Source organism: Treponema maltophilum ATCC 51939, assembly GCF_000413055.1.
Taxonomy (GTDB): Bacteria; Spirochaetota; Spirochaetia; order Treponematales; family Treponemataceae; genus Treponema_C; species Treponema_C maltophilum.
The window spans coordinates 315,458-334,193 of the sequence record NZ_KE332518.1 but is presented as its reverse complement, the minus strand read 5'-3'; the positions used below and the strand labels follow the sequence as shown (position 1 = coordinate 334,193).

Below are 18,736 nucleotides of genomic sequence, written 5' to 3'. Positions count from 1 at the left end.
TTTTTTTGTCAAGACTGATTTTGATAAGCATATTGCATAAATCGGGTAAAATCGGTATTGTGGCGATATGGAAGAAATTTTGAATTTGCTGCGCGCGAATGCGCGTCTGTCGGCCGACGATATCGCCGTGATGACAAAAAAAACGCCCGACGAAGTGCGTTCAATCATAAAAAAACTTGAAGACGAGGGCGTTATTTTAAAATATGCGGCCATCGTAAATCCGGAAAAAATAAACGGCGAAGGCGCTTCGGTGCGCGCCGAAATAGAGATTCAGGTAACGCCCGAACGCGAACACGGCTTCGATGCAATCGCCGAGCGCATTTACCGCTTTCCGCAAGTGCGCGCGCTCTACCTTATGAGCGGCAGCTACGATTTAAAAGTGATTATCGAAGGCGAAAGTTTGCAGGACGTTGCATTTTTCGTTGCGCGCAAATTGTCGGCGCTCGAAGGCGTGCGGAGTACAAAAACGCACTTTATTTTAAAGACCTATAAAGAAAATGACGTCGTCTATGTAAGCGGAAAAACCGACGGACGCGAAGGGGTAACCGCTTAGTATGGAACAAAACACGAGAGAAGACCGCTTTTCATATCTTATGCGCGGCATTCCTCCGTCGGGGATCCGCAAATTTTTCGATTTGATTATCGGCCGCGACGACATTATTTCGCTGGGCGTCGGCGAGCCGGACTTTGCCACGCCGTGGATTATCCGCGAAGAAGCCTTTTATCACTTGGAGCAGGGACACACTTCGTATACGTCAAACTGGGGCTTAAAAGAACTGCGCGATGCGGTTTCTTCCTATTTAACAAAGTATAACCTGCACTACAGCAGCAAAAACGAAATATTGATTACGGTCGGTGTATCCGAAGCGGTTGACGCGGTGTTGCGTGCAATTTTAAATCCGGGCGATGAAATCATTATCTGCGAACCCTGTTACGTGTCCTATCAGCCGCTTGCGGCTCTGTGCGGCGTAAAGCTCATCCATTTGGATACGAGCAAAACGGACTTTTATCCGACAGCCGAAGCCATAGAAAAAGCGATTACGCCGAAAACAAAGGCGCTTATGCTCTGTTCGCCGAGCAATCCGACCGGCCGCATGATACCCGAAGCCGAATTGAAAAAAATTGCCGAAACGGTAAAAAAGCACCGCATTTGGGTACTGTCGGACGAAGTGTACTGTGAATTGACCTACGACAATCACAAACATTGTTCGATCGGTTCGTTTCCGGGCATGAAGGCATACAGCGTTATTTTAAACGGATTTTCAAAATCCTTTGCGATGACCGGCTGGAGAATCGGCTTTTTGTGCTGCCCGAGCGACTTAATGGAACAAATCCACAAACTGCACCAATATTCGTCGATTTGCGCACCGATTATGAGCCAGTACGGAGCGCTCGAAGGGCTGCGTTCGGGTATGGACGAAGTTGAAAAAATGCGGCTGTCCTACCAGCAGCGGCGCAATCTTATGTACAAAGCTTTTCGCGATATGGGACTTTCGGTTACCGAACCGGAAGGCGCTTTTTACATGTTCCCGGACATCCGCTTTACGGGCTTAACGTCCGAGGAATTCGCAACCGAATTGATCGAAAAGCACCAAGTGGCCGTTGTGCCCGGCTCGGTGTTCGGTGCATGCGGCGAAGGATTTATCCGCTGCTGCTACGCGACGGACATCGCAAAGATAAAAGAAGCCCTGCGCCGCATCGGCGAAATGGTACAGGAATATAAAAGATAAACGAAAAGCGGAAAACGCTGTCCCGCGCTCAGTACATTTACAAAGCATGCATGTTTTGCTCTGTATTCATCGCCTCCCGCAAAATAGCATTTATGCGGCTTTGATACCCCTTTCCGTAAGACTTAAGCCATAAAATAACATCGGCGTCCAGTCTGATCGATAAAGGCTGTTTGACGGGACGATACATTTGCATAAAGTCGACTTCCGTTAATTCGGGAATATCGGAAGTACCCACGGGTTCATCGTTCAGAGCTTTCAGCTGTTCAATTCTTTCTTTTGTTAAATTGTACTTTGCTTCCGTAACAGTCATTGATTTTATCATAATACAGTCCCTTTTCGACTCACACGCAAGCAAGCGCCGTTTCAAACATGGGCTCGAGGGCGCTCATGCGCTTCGATTTGGGCAAGCCCTTGCCCGTTACGCAGGAATCCGTATGCGTAAGAATCGACAGCGCTTTTTTGCCCAAGCGCGCCGCCGTACAATAGAGCGCATAGGTTTCCATGTCCTGCACCAAACAACCCATTGCCGACCAGCCCTGCCACGATTCTTTGCTGCCTAAAGCGTTATAATCGGAAAACATATCCGAAGAAAATACCGCTCCGGCATGATAACGGAAGCCCCTGCTCGATGCTGCGTCCGCCGCTTTTTTGAGCAAGTCGAAATCGGCACAGGGATTAAAAGTGCCCGGAAGGTTGAATTGGTACGCATAGTTCGAATCGGTAGACGCGCTCATCGCCAAAACCAAATCGCCGAGCTTTAAAAAGGGCTGCAAACCGCCGGCCGTTCCGATGCGGATAATACGCTCCGCGCCGTACCACGTGTATAATTCGTACGCATAAATGCCCGCGGAAGGTCCGCCCATACCCGAAGCCATAACGCTTACTTTTTTGCCCTGCCAAGTGCCCGTAAAGCCGAGTACATTACGCACGCCCGTTACCTGACGCGGATTTTTAAAATAGTGCTCCGCCACGTATTGGGCACGAAGCGGATCGCCGGGAAAAAGGACGGTCGGTGCTATGTCGCCTTTTGCGGCGCTGTTATGAGGTGTTGCCATACGGCCATTATAGCACTAAAAAACCGAAATGTGTATACTGAAAACATGATTCAAGTGCGCGCCGAACATGTAAGTTTTGTGTATCCCGACCGCGGTATCCGCGCTTTGGACGACGTGTCGTTCACGGTGAACAGGGGCGAATATGTCGCCTTGCTGGGTGCGAACGGATCGGGCAAAAGTACGCTCGCGCGCATTTTGGCGGGATTTTTACCGTGTACGCAGGGAAGCGCATCGATTGAAGCCGGCGGCGAAACGGCCTCATGCACGGGCGCCGGAATCGTCTTTCAATCGCCGCGCGACCAAATCGTTGCCGAAACCGTCGCCGCCGATACGGCCTTCGGTCCGGAAAACATCGGAGCCGTACCCGGCGAAGTCGAAAAACGCTGCGCCGAATGCCTGAGTCTGACGGGGCTTTCGGCAGTGCGCGATGCAAAAACCTCATCCCTTTCGCCGGGCCAAAAGCAAAAGCTTGCCCTTGCCGGCATTTTGGCGCTGCACCCTTCCGTGCTTATTTTGGACGAAGCGACATCGATGATCGATCCGCTTTCACGGCAAAGCATCCTCGATTTTCTTGACGAACGGCACGCGGCCGGTTCGACAATCATTCATGTTACGCACGACCTTGACGAAGCGCTCAAAGCCGAACGCGTTATCGTTTTGGACGACGGACGCGCGGTATTCGACGGCCCGACAAAATCTTTGCAAAACGGCGCAAACGCGATTATAAAAAAGCTGTTTCCGCCGCTCGTACGGCGCGCGGAAAGGCACGCGGCGCATCCTGCGGAAAAACCGAAAGCCCGAGACGACTGCAAAAGCGCGCGAATCGAATCGGCGGATCTTCCCGCCCTCTCGTTTTCCAAAGTCGATTTTGCCTATACAAAGGAAAATCCCGTGTTTGCCGATTTTTCGTTCGACTTTTATAAAGGAAAACTGACGGCTCTTGTCGGCGCATCGGGTTCGGGAAAATCGACGCTCTTCGAACTTGCTTCCGGCCTTTTAAAACCGGAAACCGGCACCGTGTACGCACGCGGAACACCGGTACTTGCACTGCAGGAAAGCGAAAGCGCCCTCTTTGAAGAATTCGCTGCCGACGACGTTGCCTTCGGCTTGCGAAACGATTTGCAAAACAACTCGGCGGACGTTCAATCTCTGCGCGATAAGGTACGGTGCGCCATGAACCTGTGCGCCCTTCCCTTCGATTTGTTCGCCGATCGGAAAATATACACGCTTTCGGGCGGCGAAAGAAGAAAGCTCGCCCTTGCCGGCATTGCCGTTTTGGAGCGGGAAGTCTACCTTTTCGACGAACCGACCGCGGGGCTTGACCGGCCTTCGTGCGTGCAAGTGCTGAACATGATGGCGGATCTTGCGGCACAGGGTAAAACCGTCGTCTTTTCAACGCACCGTCCGGAAGAAGCGGCCTTTGCCGATGTCATCGCCGACTTGGACGTTTTGCGCGCGGGTACCGGAAAAGCGGGCCCCGGAAACGCGGACACCGTAAATACGGGTGTCGACGCAACTGCGGGCACAAATCCGCTGCATAAAAATGCTTTGCAGCCGGTACCGCTTGCCGATACCGCTCTTTTGGATTCTTTGCGCCGCACATCGGCAGGCATATATGAAAAGCGCGCAAGCGTTTTGCATCGCATGACGCCGCTTGTAAAAATCGCGCTTTTTTTGCCGTTCTTTATCACATCTCTGTGCGTGCAGAACATCCGCCTGCTCGCAGCCGCAACCCTTTGCGCCCTTGCGTACTGCGCGCTTTCGCGTTTTTCGTTTGCAAAGCTTGCGCTGATATTTTTAAAGTTTTTGCCGTATCTTGCCGTGTTTGCCCTGTTTCAGTTTTTACTGTTCCCGACCGCACCGGGCGAAGCGGTGTTTTTTGCATGGCGGCATTTCAGCATTACGCCGTCAAAGCTTGACTTGGCGACGCGCACCGTGCTGCATGTAACGGCCGCGTTACCGTTTTTAAGCGGCTTTATGTATTCGGCAAACAGAAGCGAATTGCTCGACGGCTTAAAAAAGACTCTTTCGCCCTTGGATAAAATCGGCATAAAGACAAAATACGTTTCTCTAACCTTTGCACTCGTGTTCCGCTTTATACCCGTTTTGGCCGAAGAAGCTTCGCAAATAATAAAAATCCAGCTTATCCGCGGCGGCCTTAAAAAAAAGCGCGGAGTGTTCCGCAGTCTGCGCGCTTTATTGCCCCTTTTTGTACCGCTTATCGTACAAACGCTGCGCCGTGCCGAAGCCTTTGCCGAAACGCTCGAAGCGCGCCGTTTTTAGATTTTTTGCACACTGGTACAATATGTATTTTGATATTATACTGCACGCATGGAAAAAATCAATGAGTTTGCGTTTTGCCCCGCTTGCGGCAAGCGCGAAGCGGCGTATGAAGACGGACGCAAGTGGCGCTGTGCAGCCTGCGGCTTTACCCTGTATAATAACACGGCGTCGGCGGTCGGTTTGATTATTCCCGTAAAAACGGAAGACGGCTTGTCGGTACTGTGCATAAAACGCGGGCGCGAGCCGCGCAAAGGCTATTACGCACTGCCCGGCGGCTTTACCGATCCGGACGAAAGCGCCGAACGGGCATGCATGCGCGAGTGCCGCGAAGAAACGGGCTTGACTCCCGTATCGCTGCGGTACGTGTGCAGCGCGCCGAATACCTACAAATACAAACACATCGTCTATAAAACCTGCGACCTTTTTTTTGAAGCGCTCCTTCCCGAACCGGAACCTTCCGCGCTGAACGCGCTGTGCGCCGAAGACGCCGACGAAATAAAAGGCTACAAACTTTTCCCGGTATCAAACGCCGAATCGGTCGACACCATTCCGCTCGCCTTCCCGTCGGCAGCCTATGCGCTTAAAACGTGGATAAAGGAAAAAAAGCCGAGTTAATTATTTGCTTTGCCGGGTTGTTTTTGTATCAACATCCGCCTTTTATAAATTCCTGAAACGTGAGATTCTTTCCTTTTTGGTATGCTTTTTCGGCATCTTCAAAATAACCGGCTATGAGAAATAAAATTTCATCGTTTTCCGTTTCGACTTCATCGTCATAAGCGCAATCAAGCGATAACAATTTTTGATTTTCCGCAATTTTATTTTCCAACGTATTTTTAAATTTGTCGGGGCAAATATTCCTCAGTTTTTTAAAACATTCGTCCTTATCAAAATTATCGATGAATACCGTTTCCAAAATAAAATATCTGACGGCAAATTCCACATCTTCCGCCTCAAAACTCAGTTTTTCGTAGCGGGCTTTCAACGCCTCGGAATTATCCGAGTCAATCAGTACATTCAATAATTGAGCCAGCAATACGGGATTTTCTTTTTCGTATCTTTGTATATATTGTTCGATTTTTTCTTTCGAAAGCTCGAAGGGGAGATTTCGCATGGCGGCAAATAAAAAATCCAATTGCGCATACGCTTTCTTTTCTTCATAAAATGATAGGGCATCTTGAATTAAATTGCCGTCTTTTATTTTTTGCAGCAAAACCTCATCCTTTGAGCCGGGAATAAAGTCGCAACTCCAATACAGATAGCGGATAAAATTCAGCGCTCCCTCGTATTTTGCAGGATATATCGAACGGAGTAATTCTTTTAATCCGCTATAAATTTCTTCCGGCGGATAGGTTTTTAATATGTGCGAAACTTTTTTTCCGTCGCCCTCGGCAAATCCGTAGTTTGCCGTCAATAAGCTTCTTAAATCTTCCGTCATGCGTTAGCCTGCAATGTCAGCCCCTGCCGTACGGAATGCCCATGAGCAGTTCACACACTTTTTTCGTTTGCTCGGGAGCGTCTTCTTTTTTGCCGCCCGCTTCAACGCGCCGGATTTCTTCCAAAATGATTTTATGATTTTCGGGCGTTACTTTAAACGTCATGCCGACGATAATCCCGACAATAATCATAACCAGCGGCATAAACACAAAGGCGATGCGCACGCCGTGCAGGGTGTATTCCTTTTGAAGCGGTTTTTGCACTTCACCGATTCCCGAATACGGATATTTGATTTTTTCCAACAGCAGCTTCAAATTATACAAGTCGGCTTTCGAATAAAAATCACGGGGAACGGCAAAACGATACATGTCTCCGTCCTTTGCATACGCGGATTTTAAAAACAACAGCGTGTCCGCGTCGTGAAAGTTTGCGGCATCGAGCGAAGCAAGTATAAAGTCTTCAAAAATATCGGACGGAATTTCGGCATAGGTTTTATGCGTTTCAAAATAGCTTGCGGCTTCTTTAAAGCGGTCGGTACCGGCTTGGCGTTTTTTTGCCGCCTTGTATATATCGTTTATCATGCCGTCGACGGGGCGCGAAAGATATTTTAAATGAAGGTTGCCGTCTTCGCCCTGCGCATAAAATGCTTCAATTGCGGCAAAGTTTTCGCCGTGTTCTTCACTCAGTTCGCGCGCTTCGTTAAACTGTTCTTGCGTTAAAATCGACGGCACGGGATTTTTATAGCCGATGCGGCTCAACACCGCGCCGATGCTCGTCATAATCACCAAACCCAAAAACAGCTTTCGCGTAAGCGACATTGCCGCCGAGTATGTTCCGGCTCGGCTTTTGCCGCTCATAAGCTTGTCGATATCGCTGATAAAGGGCAAAAGCTGGTGCGGAATAAGATTGTTCGCCGATACGCCGATTCCCATCAGCACCATGTTTAAAATGAGCACGACCGGCGGCGTTTCGGGCGTATGAAAAAACATGCAAAACAGCGACACGGCAAAAATAATAAGCGCCGTAACATAGACCGGTTTATGGCCTTTTTTATTTATAAGCCAGCTGTGAACGGGCAGCGTTATCATCATCGTTATCAAAAGGGAACCCTGCACGATAACGAAGATGCCGCCGCGGTTCAAATAATCGACCATATAAAACAGCACGAGCGACATAAAAATATCGAGCGCGCCGTACGAACACACGTACATGGCGATGTGAATGCGGCATGATTTGTTTTTAAACAGCGACAAAAAGTTTTTAACGAACGATTCCCCCTTGGGCGTGTTGTGCTGCTCGGACTGAATTTCCCACGTGCCGAAATACAGCGGAATCCACGGCAGGGCGAAAATGAGCGCAAAAACGCAGCTCATCATAAAATAGCCCGTTTTACTGCCGTGAAAACTGTCGATAATCGGCTGCGCCAAAAGGCCGCCCAACAAGGTTGCCACAAACGAAAACATAAGGCGCGAGCTGTTCAGCTTGTTGCGCTCCGAAAACGACTGCGTCATTTCGGCGCTCAGCGCGGCATACGGAATATACGAAACCGTTGACACGGTAAAGAATACGATGTACGCAAAGGTATAAAAGATGAATTTACCGATTTGACTTTCGAAGTTCGCGGGAAACCAAATGAACATAAACGAAAGGGCAATCGGCACAATCGATACCAAAAACCACACGCGCCGTTTGCCGAAACGGTTTTGCGGCGTATTGTCGGAAATGTAACCCATAAGCGGATCCGACACCGCGTCCCAAAATTTTCCGATTCCGGGAATCAAACCCGCCAAAAGAGGGTGCAAGCCGACGACATTCACCAAATAATACATCGCAAACGTCGTTACAATAAAAAAGCAGCCGCCTCCGTACAAGTCGGCCGCTCCGTAAGCCAAATAATTTTTCCACGTTAACCTGCGCTGAGTCTTCATGCGTTTCATTATACAGCGCATATTCGGAGCACGCAAGCAAAAAATTTTATTGACAAGTGAGATTCTATGACTTATGATTTATCCTATAACCCGAACCGTCTCCCGGGTTTTCGGGAAAAAAAGAAAGGAGAAATTAAAGATGAAAAAGTTTTATTCGGCAGTCTTTGTGCTTGCCGTTTTTTTTGCCGCCAATACGTATGCCGCCCAATATACGATGAAAATCGCAAGCAGCAACCCGGCGGACCCCTTGGCCATGCCGGCTTCCGCCGCATGTGCCATTTTTCAGGCAAAGGTGGCCGAATACACGAACGGCCGCGTAGAGGTTAAAATATTCCCCGACGGCCAACTCGGCGATCAGCTTTCGGGGCTTCAGCAGGTAAAAACGGGCGAAATTCAGGGAAATGAAATTGCTATGGGTATCATGGCAAATTTGTATCCCGAAATCGCATTTACCGACTTGCCTTATATTATCCCGGATATGAAGGTTGCGCAGGATCTGTATAAACGGGACAATCCTTTTATGAAAACCATCCTCCAAGACATGGAAAAAAAGACGGGCGTCGGAATTCTGTTTTTCGCACCGCAGGCATACAGAAACCTTTCCACCACCAAAAAACAGGTAAAATCCGTAAAGGATCTGAAGGATTTAAAAATAAGAACCATGCAGGTTAAAATGCATATAGACATGTTTAATGCGGCCGGTGCACAAGCGGTTCCCGTTCCGTGGCTCGAAGTATACACCAGCTTGCAGACAGGCGTTGTGGACGGGCAGGAAAACCCGATCGCAACAATCAACGCAATGCATTTTTACGAAGTGCAAAAATATATTACGCTGACGCGGCACGTGCATCTTGTCGGTGCGGTAACATATAACGTTAAATGGCTTAAGAGCCTGCCGGCAGATTTGCAGGTTGCGATTATGAAAGCCGCCGCCGAGTCAAGCGTCGGTTCGGAAGCGCTCGCCGTTATTTACGATGTTTCGAATGCCGAAAGCATGCAAAAAAGAGGCGTTGTTATTTACGAACCCACGCCGGCTGAAATTCAGGGATTCAAACAGGCAATGCAGCCTGCCGCTTTTAAATGGTACACAAACAAGATAAAAAACGGCGACAAAATCTTAAATGATTTGCAAAAAGAAATTCAGCGTCTTCAGGATTCATATAAGAATTTGATCTACTGATGTTTCGCAAAGATTGAATACTATGAATACTGAATTAAATCGCATAGAACGCATTCTTCGATTTACAATAGAGCAGCTTAATAAATTACTGTCGGCATTAATTTTATTGATTTCATTGTTTTTATTTATGCAAGTGCTTTTCCGATACGTATTTCATTTTCCGCTCTATTGGGTCGAAGAGGTAGTAAAGTATTTGATGATCTATGTCACTACGATAGGCGGCGGAGTCGCCTTTTACGATTCGGGGCATCCGCGTATAATCGTCTTTTGTAATATGCTTCCCCAAAAAATCCGCCCCTATTATGAAATCGTCTTAAGAATCCTGATATTGTTTTTTGCCGGCGTTTTTATATTCATCGGCACCAAATACGCTTTGGACAATTGGTGGATCGCAACGAGCGCACTTGAGATCCCCTATACATGGCCGTATTTGGCTTTGCCCATCGGCGGCTTGGTTATCTTTTTTATCCTAATATTGGACAACTGTGATATTTTGTTCCATAAGAGAAGCTTTTTGGAAAGCTTTGACTATGTCGGAGAACTGAAATGAATTTGTCTCTCTCTATAATGCTGGTGCTGTTCGGCGGGCTCGCGATTCTAGGTGTGCCGCTGTCGTTCGCGACCGGTATCAGCGCACTGGCTTTTTTTCTCATAAGCGGCAGTTCTTTAAATACCGTCATTCATACTTTTTTTACGAGTATAAATTCATTCGTACTAATGGCCATTCCAATGTTTATTTTTGCGGGACAAATCATGTCCGAATGCAAAATTTCGGACGGAATCATCAAATTTTCCGATTTGATTGTCGGAAGGTTCCGCGGCGGTTTGGCGCAGGTCAATATTCTTGCCAGTATGTTTTTCGGCGGTTGCAGCGGTTCTGCTCTTGCCGACGTAACCGGCTTAGGCAGCGTTTTAATTCCCGCGATGGAAGAAAAAGGTTATTCGAGGGAATTTTCGGCGGCGGTTACCGTTGCCTCATCGATACAGGGACCTATTATTCCGCCCAGTATTCCGATGGTTATCTTTGCTTCCGTCGCACAAGTATCCACCGGTGCACTTTTGATAGGAGGAGCCGTGCCCGGTGTTTTGCTCGGGCTCTCGCAAATGCTCATTGTATACTTTATCTCCAGAAAGCGCGGTTATAAATCTACCGACAAAGTATATACGATGCGGGAAAAATTGGCAATTTTCAAAGAATCGGTTCCGGCGTTGATTATGCCGCTTCTTCTCATGGGCGGAATATTTTTCGGTATTTTTACGCCGACCGAAGCGGCTGCGGTCGCGGTTGCGTATTCCATACTTATAGGCTTTTTCGTGTATCGCAACCTGTCTTTAAAAAAACTCATAGAAATAGGCAAACGGGTTGCGCGGGATTCGGCATCGATATTTTTTCTTATCGGAACCGCCGGCATATTCGGCTGGATTTTGGCCATGGCCGAAATCCCCGCAATGCTGTCGGCTGTTATATTGCGGCACGGAACAAGCCCGTATCTTCTGCTGTTTCTTATAAACATTCTTTTGCTCATTTGGGGTATGCTCATGGACGCCGCGCCGGCCATTCTTATTTTCGGACCGATACTGACGCCTATGGTTGAAGCGATGGGTATAAACACCATACACTTCGGCGTTCTAATGGTTTTTAACCTTATGATCGGCTTGATGACTCCGCCCTACGGACTGTGCCTTTTTTCGGCGACGACAATTTGTAAAAGTTCAATAGGTGAGATTACAAAAGAATTAATACCTTTTATTTTTATCAGCGTCATCGTCCTTTTTGTAATAACCTATATCCCGGAAATCGTTTTGTTCTTGCCGAGGCTTTCAGGACTTCTCGGATAATATTCCGCCCGCCCGATTTACGGCAATTGCTATAAAAAAGGAACCGTCCGCATCGGTACGGTTCCTTTTTGTAAATTCCCGCAAAAAATTTATCCGAATTATTCGCTTACTTCTTCAAACCGATACGTTTCTTCGTTCGTATCGAACACGTAGTTATATGTCCGCAAGGCGTCTACGCTGATTTCCTGTTTGCTCGGGCGGTACGTTGTCGTAACGCTGCGATAAAAAAAGCCGGGGCGTGTTTTTGAAAAGCTCGACTCTACCGTATGCGTTCCGGGCGCGGCATAAAAACCGGTTCTTAAACCTTCCGTAAAGAAAACGGGCTTTTCGCCGTCAACCGATATAACCGTTATGCCGCCCGCACCTAAAATCGTTTTGAGTATTGCGTTTTTTTTACCGATAAAGATTTTCGACGCATTGGGATTTTTTTCAAGCCATTCCTGTTTACGCTGCCGGTCGCCTTTCAGCCTGAAAACCATATAAACTATGTAAATAAGGGCCGCGATCGGAATAATGATAAAATAATAAAGATGCGTGATATTCATATAAAATCTCCTATTTTGTGTATATGTTTTTTAATTTCGCGTCGACTGTTCGGTATTCAGCTTGGTAACGCTGTCCCGACCGCCGATGCCTAAATCTTGCAATAATTCTTCAAACTGACCGATACCGATAAGTTCGCAATTTACGTCTTCTTCTTTTTCTCCCTGCCGCGTAAGGTAGAGCGTACATTCCGTATCGCCGCTCGACGTAACGGTTTTTGCCCTGATTGCGGTAGTTTCCAAAGGATATGAATCCGTCTTTTTGCCCTTTTTAACGGTCAATGTCGCATCGTCAACTTCTATAACGATCATGTTGCCGATGATAACCAGCCAAATGTAAAGGGCAAAAAACGCGGCAAAAATCGCCGCACGAATCATAACGGAATCCAGCCATATCGACGCGATAATCGTAACGAATACGGCCGCCGCACATCCGAAAACAACGTTTAACAGAATGCGGTACAATCTTGTTTTGTAAACATGCTTCATCAAACCTCCCTGTAATCATAAGGAATCGTCCGAAAATATCCGACTTTAACGGCCGTACGGACAACCCCCGTTTTTTACAGACGCCATGATATAATTTTCAAAATCATTTTGTCAACCGAACACAAAAAACCCGTAAAATAATACACAAAAATAACGCTTGCTTTTTGAAAACACCTGTGGTACTATAATTTTAGGGAACGTTCCCGAAAATTATTATGGATTCGATTATCGATATTGCAAGAATGGCCGACGTTTCGAAAAGCACCGTAAGCCGCGTGCTTGCGGGTACAACGTACGGCGTCAGTGACAAAAGCCGCGAAAAAGTTTTGGCGGTCGTAAAGCACCGGCACTTTGTCAAAAACAGGGTCGCCTCCGCCATGCGCACCAAAAGGTCTTTAACGATTTTGCTTGTCGTCCCCGACATAACGAACACCTTTTGGGCGGAAGTTGCGCGCGGAGCCCAAAACGTATTCGACGAAGCGGGCTACAGCGTTTTTCTCGGGAACAGCGATCGGCAAACGGAACGGGAACTGCGATATATACGGCTGGCAAGGGAAAACAAAGCCGACGCCGTAATGATAAACGCGCCCGAATTGAATTTAAAAGAAGCGTTTGCCGGTTTGAACTGCCCGGTTGTGCTGCTCGGCGACCGAGCCGACGATTGTTCGTATAAAAAAGTCGGAACCGACATAGAAAAAGCGATGCGCACCGCATTGGACTATTTGGTTCAAAAAAAGCATACCGATATCGGCTTTGTAAGTCCGCTGCGCCTCGACACGGAAGGCATCGACCGCAACAAGCGCTATGTCGTTTACAAAGACTTTATGGAGCAAAAAGGACTTGCCGTACGGGACGACCGGCACTTTAACGTGCAGCTGTCTTTTGAAGGCGGTATCGAACTTGCCCGTCTTTTTATACGGATGAAGGACAAGCCTTCGGCGATCGTCGCGGGTAACGATGCGGTTGCCATCGGCTTTATACGCGAAGCGCAAAAAGCGGGTGTTCGCGTCCCGCAAGACGTTTCGATCATCGGCTTGGACGATATTGAAACGGCCGCCATGATTACTCCGGCGGTAACGACCGTCGCAAAGCCGAAACGGGAAATAGGAGCAACCGGGGCTCGCATGATTTTGGATATGCTGAACGGAAAGAAAAACGTCGTCAGCACATTTTTAACGCCGTTTTTAATCGAACGCGAATCGGTTGCGGAACTGAAATAAAGCGGAATTAAAATAAAAAGGTATGCATATGGATTGTGTTAAGATTTTATCGCCGTGCGGAATTTTAGGCTACGGTTTTCCTCCCGAATCGCTGAAAGCGGGCTTGGCGGACGAACCGGACGCTATTGTCGTCGATGCCGGTTCCACCGACGCGGGCCCGCACAAATTGGGCGCAAAAACCGCCATCGTAAGCAAAACAGCCGCAAAAAAAGACCTGAGCTTGTTAATTTCGGCCGTATACGAAAAAAATATTCCGCTTATAATAAGTTCCGCGGGCGGAAGCGGCGGCAAAGAACACATCGACTGGACGCTTAAAATCATACGGGAAATATTTTCCGAGCGGAATTTCGCCCCCGTAAAAACCGCCGTCATTTGGGCGGATATTCCGAACGACGTTATTATCGAAAAAATCGCACAGCATAAGGTTCATCCTTTGGGAACGAATGTTCCCGAATTGACGGCGCAGACGCTCGAAACCTGTACCGGCGTCGTTGCCCAAATGGGAGCGGAACCCTTCATTAAAGCGCTCGACGAAGGCTTCCGTTTGATAATCGCCGGAAGGGCATACGATCCGTCTCCGTTTGCGGCAGTCGGAATTCGGTGCGGCTTCGATGCGGCTTTGTGCTACCATATGGGAAAAGTGCTGGAGTGCGGAGCGCTGTGCTGCGATCCGGGTACGACAAAAGACTGCATGATGGGCGTTGTGTACAAAGATTCTTTTGAAGTGTACCCCTGCGACGCAAAACGTACATGCACGACGCTGAGCGTTGCCGCCCACACTTTTTACGAAAAAGACCATCCCTATCTGCTGCACGGCCCCGGTGTCGACATGGACTTAAGCGGCTGCCGCTTCGAACAAGTCGGCGAAAACCGCGTCAGGGTAAGCGGCAGCAAAATGAAGGATTGTCCCTATACCGTCAAGCTCGAAGGCGCGAGTTTCGATTCGTACAGAACCTTCGTTCCGGCGGGAATCCGCGACCCGCTTTTGATTTCAAAACTCGACGAAGTCGAAAAAGCGGTAACGGAAAGTGTCGCCGCCCAATACGGCGAGATTCCGCGCGATTCGTATAAAATCAATTTTATCAATTACGGCATAAACGGCGTTATGGGCGAGCTGGAAACGGCAAAAGATACGCCGCACGAAGTGTGCGTCTTGTTTGAAGTGCTTGCCGACACGCAGGAAAAAGCGTCGGCAATATGCGCATCGCTTCGTTCCACGTTTATGCACTACGGCTACGAGGGGCGGAAATCCACCGCGGGCAACCTCGCCTTTCCCTTTGCGCCCAGCGACATCGAATTCGGCAAAGTGTATAAATTCACCGTATACCATTTAATGGAAATTGACGATCCGCTTATGTATTTTCCTATTGAAGAATGGGATCCGGTATCGGGGAGGTTTATTTGATGGCGGACAAATTGGTCGATTTGGCAAAAATGCTCAGAAGCAAAAATTCGGGCCCCTTTATGATTACGCTGGACGCTCTTTTTACACTGCCTGAAACGTATTTCCGCGTAAAAACGAGCGGCGTTATAAACGAACGGACCGTGCGCAAACTGTACAATCTCGGCGCAACCGAGCCGATAAGTATCGTTTTTTTCGACAACGCTTTGGGTATAAAAATAACTTTTAACCGCAAAGTTTCGTCGGGGACGGCTTTGGACAGGGACGTGTACGGAGCGCAGCAACACGCGCCGCTTATGGACTTATTGATACCGTAAAGAAGGATGCGATATGAAGGAAAAAAAGTTTTTGCAAAAATTACGGGACGAGCGCACGCTGTACGCACTTTTATTCCCTACAATACTGTATTTTATATTGTTTAAAGTACTGCCGATTATCAATATGCGCCTCGCTTTTTTTCAATTCCGCGCACGCGGCGGCTGGCCCTTCGTCGGCTTAAAATATTTCAAAATGATTTTCAGCAGTTCGGCCTTTGCACAAATCCTCGTCAACACGCTTATTATCAGCTTTATGAAGTACGTTTTGCTGTTCCCTTTTTTCGTTATCTTTGCGCTGCTGCTCAACGAAGTAAGAAGCGGCCTGTTCCGCAAATACGTGCAGGTTGTCAGCTATTTGCCGCACTTTTTGTCGTGGGTTGTTATCGCCGGCATATGGATAAGCGCGTTGTCGCTGAGCGGCAGCGTCAACCAGTTTTTGGGCTTTTTCGGCCGCAGTCCCGTGGATTATATGACCGACCGCAATTCGATACGCTGGATACTGATGCTGTGCGAAGCGTGGCGGAGTTTGGGCTGGGATTCCATCATCTTTTACACGGCCATCATTTCGATAAATCAAACCTTATACGAAGCCGCCGAAATCGACGGAGCAAACCGGTGGCAGACAATTACGAATATTATCTTTCCGGCTTTGGTAACGCCTATGATTACGATGTTCATTCTTAACTTGGGATTTTTCCTTAATGCGGGCTTTGATCAAGTGCTGAACTTTACCAACGCCGCCGTGGAAAGCACGATCGATATTTTGGACACCTACATTTACCGCATCGGTATAGAGGGCGGCCAATATTCTCTTGCCACCGCGGCAAGTTTAATAAAGGGAGTTATCGGTATTGCACTGGTACTTGCAACGCACGTTATAAGCAAAAAGACGACGGGAGAAGGAGTATGGAAATGAAAAAAAACGGAACTTCCTATGCGGTGCAGGCGGTTCTCATCGGCGTTCTTTTGTTTTTATCGCTTACGATGATTATTCCCGTGCTGAATATTTTTGCAAAGTCGATTTCCGACCCGAAACAGTCGCCGCTTATGAAGGGCTTGGAAATACTTCCGCGCGGCATGGATTTTATAAACTATAAAATCGTCTTCAGCCATCCGGTTTTGGTGCCCGCGCTGTGGAATTCCGTCCTTATTACGGTTATCGGAACGGCACTGAATATTTTGCTTACGACGACGGCCGCTTACGTGCTCACCAGGCCGCGCTTAACTTTGAAAAAACCGATTATGCTGTTTTTAATCGCAATGATGCTTTTAGACAGCGGCTTTGTTCCCGAATACCTCGTCGTGCAAAGGCTCGGTTTAATGGGATCGAAATGGGCGGTTATTTTAGTTACGGCCGTCAATGTGTATTATCTGATTATCATGATGCGGTACTTTGAACAGGTGCCGCAATCGCTTGTTGAAGCGGCCGTTATAGACGGATGTTCGCACATACGGATGCTTTTTTCGGTCTTTTTTCCGCTCGCAAAATCGGGCGTTGCGACGATAACGATGTTCTATTCGGTTGTAAGATGGAATGAATATTTCAGGGCGAGCATTTATTTAACGAAAAAAACGACCGACACCGTTTTGCAGGTGATTTTGCGGCAATTCGTTGTTTTGGGCGACACCGTGTCCATTATCGGGCAGCAAAACCTGTATGATTACAATGAATTGGCGCGCATCGATTACGGCGCCCTTAAGGCCGCGACCATCGTCGTTGCGGTCATCCCGATTTTAATACTCTACCCTTTCGTTTTGAAGTTTTACAATAAAGACGTTATGGCCGGAGGAATAAAGGAGTGAAGCGCCTTTGCGTTTTAATTAACGCTTGAAATACTTAAAACTTTTTTATATAGGAGGATTTTATGAAAAAGGTTTTATCGGTAATGCTTTTTGCGGCATGCGCAGCCGCATTGTCGTTCGCAGCCGGAACAAAAGACGGCGGCAAACAGGGCTTGGGAACGCCGGACTCGCCGGTTAAGGTAACGTATTTGTGCAAAGACGTCGACCCGGTAACCGACAAGGCTTCGGTAAGCGCCTTGGAAGAAAAAATCGAAAAGGGCTTGGCGGCGCAGGGAAAATATATCGATTTGGTTATTCTTTCGGCGCCCACGGGTTCTTACAAGTCGGTTGTTCCCATCGCGTTCAGAACGGGACAGATTTCGCCGGACATCATCTATTTTCAGGGCGGCGATTTGCAGATTGCGCAGGAAGGTTTGCTTGAAGATTTAACGCCGTACATAAAAAAATCGGAAAACGTAAAAGCGATAATGTCCGACCACAACAAAGCGGCCATGGCAAATTATCCGTATTTGATGTGGCTCGCACCCGCGCGCGTTCAAATTCCGGTTATGCGCGAAGATTGGTTCAACAAATTAAAAACAGGCAAAACGCTGCTGCAAAATCCCACGGCGGATAATTATTACGCTTTATTCAAAGAAATGAAAGACACGGGCCTTTGCAAATGGCCGATTACGACCGACGGCGGTATTTTAAAACTCGACTCGGTTTTCAATCACGCATTCGGCGTAAGCGCCACGATTGTTAAAGACAAGGGCAAATGGGTCTATTCGGTTGCAACCGAAGCCAACAAAAACAAAATCGCTTTTTATGCAAAATTGTATAAAGACGGTTTGTTGGACAAGGAATACGTAACCAAAGCGTGGGACACCATGGAACAGGCGTTCTATGAAGGAACGGCCGGTTTTGTCAGCGGTACCGCCGGAGATGTTATCAACGTATACAACAACAAAATGCTGAGTACGCAAAAACAAAAGCTCGTCGTGCTTCCTCCCGCAAAGGGCATAGGACAGGCATACCAAAACGTCGACGTTACCAAAGAGCCGCGCGGCTTTGCCATCAATGCGGCGTCGGAAGTTAAAGACGCGGCTTGGGCGGTTTTGGAATACATGGCGGGTCCCGAAGGCCGCATTTTGGATAAACTCGGTTTGGAAGGCGTGCATTACAACGTCGTCAACGGCAAATACGTGCTTACCAAGGATTTCCCCTCATGGTGGGCAAAATTCTGGCCGACGATGAACGGGCTCGATTTAAGCAAGGTGCAGGGCGAAGTACTTACCGCGCCGGCAATCGAATCTCTTAAAGCGGCCGAAAAATACTTTGCGGCGGATACGAACGTTATTTTGCCGGAAGACTTAACGCCTTTAAAAGACGCTATGGATAAACTCTACACCGAATATTCGACCGACATTATCCGCGGCGTACGGCCGATTTCCGACTACGACGTATTTATCGAAAAATGGAACAAAGCCGGCGGAACCAAAATTTCCGAATATTTGGCGAAGGTATTAAAATAA

The 18,736-nt window shown here is 47.9% G+C and carries 19 protein-coding genes; 13 read left to right on the top strand and 6 right to left on the bottom strand.

What is annotated here, in order from left to right; all coding sequences use genetic code 11:
* Nucleotides 1–67: 67 nt before the first annotated feature.
* Entirely contained in the window at nt 68–553 is a 486-nt protein-coding gene (locus tag HMPREF9194_RS01550) for an Lrp/AsnC family transcriptional regulator (RefSeq protein ID WP_016524606.1), read from the top strand.
* A gap of 1 nt (nt 554) precedes the next feature.
* The gene (locus HMPREF9194_RS01545) at nt 555–1,730 is read left to right on the top strand and encodes a pyridoxal phosphate-dependent aminotransferase (protein WP_016524605.1); all 1,176 of its coding nucleotides are present in this window, start codon (nt 555–557) and stop codon (nt 1,728–1,730) included.
* A gap of 37 nt (nt 1,731–1,767) precedes the next feature.
* Here HMPREF9194_RS01545 and HMPREF9194_RS01540 read toward each other — a convergent pair whose 3' ends face one another.
* Nucleotides 1,768–2,040 (bottom strand): BrnA antitoxin family protein, encoded by a 273-nt coding sequence (locus HMPREF9194_RS01540; RefSeq protein ID WP_040846451.1) that lies wholly within the window; start codon nt 2,038–2,040, stop codon nt 1,768–1,770.
* Nucleotides 2,041–2,071: 31 nt separating this feature from the next.
* Nucleotides 2,072–2,785 (bottom strand): purine-nucleoside phosphorylase, encoded by a 714-nt coding sequence (locus HMPREF9194_RS01535; protein ID WP_016524603.1) that lies wholly within the window; start codon nt 2,783–2,785, stop codon nt 2,072–2,074.
* A 45-nt stretch (nt 2,786–2,830) separates the two neighbouring features.
* Here HMPREF9194_RS01535 and HMPREF9194_RS01530 point away from each other — a divergent pair, with 45 nt between their 5' ends.
* Nucleotides 2,831–5,068, top strand: a complete 2,238-nt coding sequence (locus tag HMPREF9194_RS01530; protein ID WP_016524602.1) for an ATP-binding cassette domain-containing protein — start codon at nt 2,831–2,833, stop codon at nt 5,066–5,068.
* Nucleotides 5,069–5,116: 48 nt separating this feature from the next.
* Nucleotides 5,117–5,683 carry an NUDIX hydrolase gene (locus HMPREF9194_RS01525; protein WP_016524601.1) on the top strand — a complete coding sequence of 189 codons (567 nt, stop codon included), beginning with the start codon at nt 5,117–5,119 and terminating at the stop codon, nt 5,681–5,683.
* Nucleotides 5,684–5,711: 28 nt separating this feature from the next.
* Here the strand turns inward: HMPREF9194_RS01525 and HMPREF9194_RS01520 are convergent, their stop codons facing one another.
* Both HMPREF9194_RS01520 and HMPREF9194_RS01515 read right to left on the bottom strand, forming a co-directional pair.
* Nucleotides 5,712–6,503, bottom strand: a complete 792-nt coding sequence (locus HMPREF9194_RS01520; protein ID WP_016524600.1) for a hypothetical protein — start codon at nt 6,501–6,503, stop codon at nt 5,712–5,714.
* A 16-nt stretch (nt 6,504–6,519) separates the two neighbouring features.
* Complete coding sequence (locus tag HMPREF9194_RS01515; RefSeq protein WP_040846449.1) at nt 6,520–8,430, bottom strand: MFS transporter; 1,911 nt, start codon at nt 8,428–8,430, stop codon at nt 6,520–6,522.
* 139 nt (nt 8,431–8,569) lie between these two features.
* Here HMPREF9194_RS01515 and HMPREF9194_RS01510 point away from each other — a divergent pair, with 139 nt between their 5' ends.
* The 3 genes from HMPREF9194_RS01510 to HMPREF9194_RS01500 are packed head-to-tail and all read left to right on the top strand — an operon-like array spanning nt 8,570 to nt 11,449.
* Nucleotides 8,570–9,610, top strand: a complete 1,041-nt coding sequence (locus tag HMPREF9194_RS01510; RefSeq protein WP_016524598.1) for a TRAP transporter substrate-binding protein — start codon at nt 8,570–8,572, stop codon at nt 9,608–9,610.
* Nucleotides 9,611–9,632: 22 nt separating this feature from the next.
* Nucleotides 9,633–10,160 carry a TRAP transporter small permease gene (locus HMPREF9194_RS01505; RefSeq protein WP_016524597.1) on the top strand — a complete coding sequence of 176 codons (528 nt, stop codon included), beginning with the start codon at nt 9,633–9,635 and terminating at the stop codon, nt 10,158–10,160.
* A complete protein-coding gene (locus tag HMPREF9194_RS01500; protein ID WP_016524596.1) occupies nt 10,157–11,449 on the top strand; it encodes a TRAP transporter large permease in 1,293 nt (430 codons plus the stop codon). Before HMPREF9194_RS01505 ends, HMPREF9194_RS01500 begins: the two co-directional genes overlap by 4 nt.
* Nucleotides 11,450–11,547: 98 nt before the next feature.
* Here HMPREF9194_RS01500 and HMPREF9194_RS01495 read toward each other — a convergent pair whose 3' ends face one another.
* Entirely contained in the window at nt 11,548–11,994 is a 447-nt protein-coding gene (locus tag HMPREF9194_RS01495) for a hypothetical protein (protein WP_016524595.1), read from the bottom strand.
* Between the two features lie 30 nt (nt 11,995–12,024).
* Nucleotides 12,025–12,480: a hypothetical protein gene (locus tag HMPREF9194_RS01490; RefSeq protein ID WP_016524594.1), complete on the bottom strand. Its 456-nt coding sequence runs from the start codon at nt 12,478–12,480 to the stop codon at nt 12,025–12,027.
* Nucleotides 12,481–12,695: 215 nt separating this feature from the next.
* On the opposite strand from HMPREF9194_RS01490, the gene HMPREF9194_RS01485 reads away from it, so the two are divergent.
* The 6 genes from HMPREF9194_RS01485 (at nt 12,696) to HMPREF9194_RS01460 (ending at nt 18,736) form a co-directional block, all read left to right on the top strand.
* On the top strand, nt 12,696–13,700 hold the full coding sequence (locus HMPREF9194_RS01485; protein WP_016524593.1) for a LacI family DNA-binding transcriptional regulator: 1,005 nt from the start codon (nt 12,696–12,698) through the stop codon (nt 13,698–13,700).
* A gap of 22 nt (nt 13,701–13,722) precedes the next feature.
* A complete protein-coding gene (locus HMPREF9194_RS01480) occupies nt 13,723–15,105 on the top strand; it encodes an acyclic terpene utilization AtuA family protein (protein WP_245540712.1) in 1,383 nt (460 codons plus the stop codon).
* Entirely contained in the window at nt 15,105–15,419 is a 315-nt protein-coding gene (locus HMPREF9194_RS01475; protein ID WP_016524591.1) for a DUF4387 domain-containing protein, read from the top strand. The genes HMPREF9194_RS01480 and HMPREF9194_RS01475 overlap by 1 nt, the downstream gene beginning before the upstream one ends.
* Nucleotides 15,420–15,432: 13 nt before the next feature.
* A complete protein-coding gene (locus HMPREF9194_RS01470) occupies nt 15,433–16,335 on the top strand; it encodes an ABC transporter permease (RefSeq protein WP_016524590.1) in 903 nt (300 codons plus the stop codon).
* Entirely contained in the window at nt 16,326–17,222 is an 897-nt protein-coding gene (locus tag HMPREF9194_RS01465) for a carbohydrate ABC transporter permease (RefSeq protein WP_040846112.1), read from the top strand. The genes HMPREF9194_RS01470 and HMPREF9194_RS01465 overlap by 10 nt, the downstream gene beginning before the upstream one ends.
* Nucleotides 17,223–17,284: 62 nt before the next feature.
* The gene (locus HMPREF9194_RS01460) at nt 17,285–18,736 is read left to right on the top strand and encodes an extracellular solute-binding protein (RefSeq protein WP_016524588.1); all 1,452 of its coding nucleotides are present in this window, start codon (nt 17,285–17,287) and stop codon (nt 18,734–18,736) included.

Bases quoted from the DNA above. Each gene is read 5' to 3' on its own strand.
- HMPREF9194_RS01515 (WP_040846449.1), bottom strand. From the start codon at position 8,430: ATGAAGACTCAGCGCAGGTTAACGTGGAAAAATTATTTGGCTTACGGA.
- HMPREF9194_RS01535 (WP_016524603.1), bottom strand. From the start codon at position 2,785: ATGGCAACACCTCATAACAGCGCCGCAAAAGGCGACATAGCACCGACC.
- HMPREF9194_RS01550 (WP_016524606.1), top strand. From the start codon at position 68: ATGGAAGAAATTTTGAATTTGCTGCGCGCGAATGCGCGTCTGTCGGCC.
- HMPREF9194_RS01485 (WP_016524593.1), top strand. From the start codon at position 12,696: ATGGATTCGATTATCGATATTGCAAGAATGGCCGACGTTTCGAAAAGC.
- HMPREF9194_RS01495 (WP_016524595.1), bottom strand. From the start codon at position 11,994: ATGAATATCACGCATCTTTATTATTTTATCATTATTCCGATCGCGGCC.
- HMPREF9194_RS01475 (WP_016524591.1), top strand. From the start codon at position 15,105: ATGGCGGACAAATTGGTCGATTTGGCAAAAATGCTCAGAAGCAAAAAT.
- HMPREF9194_RS01465 (WP_040846112.1), top strand. From the start codon at position 16,326: ATGGAAATGAAAAAAAACGGAACTTCCTATGCGGTGCAGGCGGTTCTC.
- HMPREF9194_RS01520 (WP_016524600.1), bottom strand. From the start codon at position 6,503: ATGACGGAAGATTTAAGAAGCTTATTGACGGCAAACTACGGATTTGCC.
- HMPREF9194_RS01540 (WP_040846451.1), bottom strand. From the start codon at position 2,040: ATGACTGTTACGGAAGCAAAGTACAATTTAACAAAAGAAAGAATTGAA.
- HMPREF9194_RS01460 (WP_016524588.1), top strand. From the start codon at position 17,285: ATGAAAAAGGTTTTATCGGTAATGCTTTTTGCGGCATGCGCAGCCGCA.
- HMPREF9194_RS01490 (WP_016524594.1), bottom strand. From the start codon at position 12,480: ATGAAGCATGTTTACAAAACAAGATTGTACCGCATTCTGTTAAACGTT.
- HMPREF9194_RS01505 (WP_016524597.1), top strand. From the start codon at position 9,633: ATGAATACTGAATTAAATCGCATAGAACGCATTCTTCGATTTACAATA.
- HMPREF9194_RS01530 (WP_016524602.1), top strand. From the start codon at position 2,831: ATGATTCAAGTGCGCGCCGAACATGTAAGTTTTGTGTATCCCGACCGC.
- HMPREF9194_RS01525 (WP_016524601.1), top strand. From the start codon at position 5,117: ATGGAAAAAATCAATGAGTTTGCGTTTTGCCCCGCTTGCGGCAAGCGC.
- HMPREF9194_RS01480 (WP_245540712.1), top strand. From the start codon at position 13,723: ATGCATATGGATTGTGTTAAGATTTTATCGCCGTGCGGAATTTTAGGC.
- HMPREF9194_RS01500 (WP_016524596.1), top strand. From the start codon at position 10,157: ATGAATTTGTCTCTCTCTATAATGCTGGTGCTGTTCGGCGGGCTCGCG.
- HMPREF9194_RS01545 (WP_016524605.1), top strand. From the start codon at position 555: ATGGAACAAAACACGAGAGAAGACCGCTTTTCATATCTTATGCGCGGC.
- HMPREF9194_RS01470 (WP_016524590.1), top strand. From the start codon at position 15,433: ATGAAGGAAAAAAAGTTTTTGCAAAAATTACGGGACGAGCGCACGCTG.
- HMPREF9194_RS01510 (WP_016524598.1), top strand. From the start codon at position 8,570: ATGAAAAAGTTTTATTCGGCAGTCTTTGTGCTTGCCGTTTTTTTTGCC.